General features: G+C 56.3%; 2 protein-coding genes and 1 pseudogene. All 3 read left to right on the forward strand.

Annotation, left to right across the window (positions count from 1 at the left end; translation table 11 throughout):
- The coding region (locus BACCELL_RS22345; RefSeq protein WP_007214375.1) for a DUF4469 domain-containing protein at positions 1-343 on the forward strand (343 nt) is incomplete at its 5' end.
- 165 nt (positions 344-508) lie between these two features.
- Complete coding sequence (locus tag BACCELL_RS27550; RefSeq protein WP_007214376.1) at positions 509-952, forward strand: hypothetical protein; 444 nt, start codon at positions 509-511, stop codon at positions 950-952.
- A gap of 2 nt (positions 953-954) precedes the next feature.
- Positions 955-1,251, forward strand: a pseudogene (locus BACCELL_RS27555) (hypothetical protein); the annotation flags it as partial.

Raw genomic sequence — 1,251 nt, forward strand, 5'->3', positions numbered from 1 at the left:
TTCAGCCACGGCAGGACGTGCTTTCACCCTCACAGGCGGCAAGCTGAAAGTGGTGGGAACCGACCCGTCAGTGGGTATCACCCTGAAAAGCAGTTCAGGAAAGGAAACCAAAGTAGCCGAAGACCTTTGGGTGACAAACGATCCCTCGAAACTGACGTTCATCATCCCTGCCGATCTGGCGGACGGGACGTATGAACTCAAAGTAACCACACAATTCGGCAGCAACAGCAAGACCATGCTGAAAGTGCCGCGCAGCGTGATGAAAACCATCTATATAGGCAAAGCACCCGATGGAGGCGGTCTCGGTCCTGATGGAGGTCTGGAAGAGGACCCGTTAGGATAGTCCGGCGGCAACCGTACTGCTACGGCAGGCGTAGGTGGCCACCTACGGATGGCATAGACGGCCGTCTACTACCGGCGTAGCTGACCGTCTACGCCACCCGTAGCAGTACACCCCCGGAAATGCCTCACAATAAGATTATTAACTTTCAAAAACAAGTATAGACAAATGATGAAAACGAAAAACATGCTTTGGATGTCGGCTCTGCTGGCCCTGCTTGCAGGATGCAGCCAGGGGGAGCTTGGCACCGACGACGCTCCGGGAAAAGGAGCGGGCAAAGAGATCCGTCTCGTATTTAGTGGCGGAGGAGAGTCGCAGGAATACACCCGCGCCATCGCTTCCGAAAGTGAGAACCAGATTGACAACCTGGACATCTATGTATTTGCAGCCACCGCCGACGGCGGAGACTACCAGTATCTGGAAACGTGGAAAGCCGCCGCACAGGACGACACCGCAGCGAAAACCTTCAAACTGAGCGGTGCCGGAACTGCCCGCAAGGCCTCCATTTTCCCGACGGAGCTAAAGGGCATCCCCAACCTGAAGCTGTATTGCGTAGCCAACAGCACCACGCTCTACAAAGCCGACGGAGACCCGATAGACCCCTCCTGGTAGCGGTGAAAACCAACGCCGCCACCGGAGCCATAGAAACCGACGGCACGAAAGCCACGGACTTTGAGAAGTACTGTACCGCCAAACTGGAGCCGGCAGGCACCGCCCTGGGCACTCCATTAGTGATGACCGGAAGCGGCACAACGAAGATACTGGGCAATATCGCCACGGTGAACATCGAACTGAAACGCCGCGTGAGCCGCTTCGACATCGACAATGAATCCGCCAAGACGGGACTGATTATTGAAAGTGTCGCGCTGGGAAATGGACGCAACCAGGCTACCGTGATGCCGGGGACGCTG

It is taken from the genome of Bacteroides cellulosilyticus DSM 14838, assembly GCF_000158035.1.
Lineage (GTDB): Bacteria > Bacteroidota > Bacteroidia > Bacteroidales > Bacteroidaceae > Bacteroides > Bacteroides cellulosilyticus.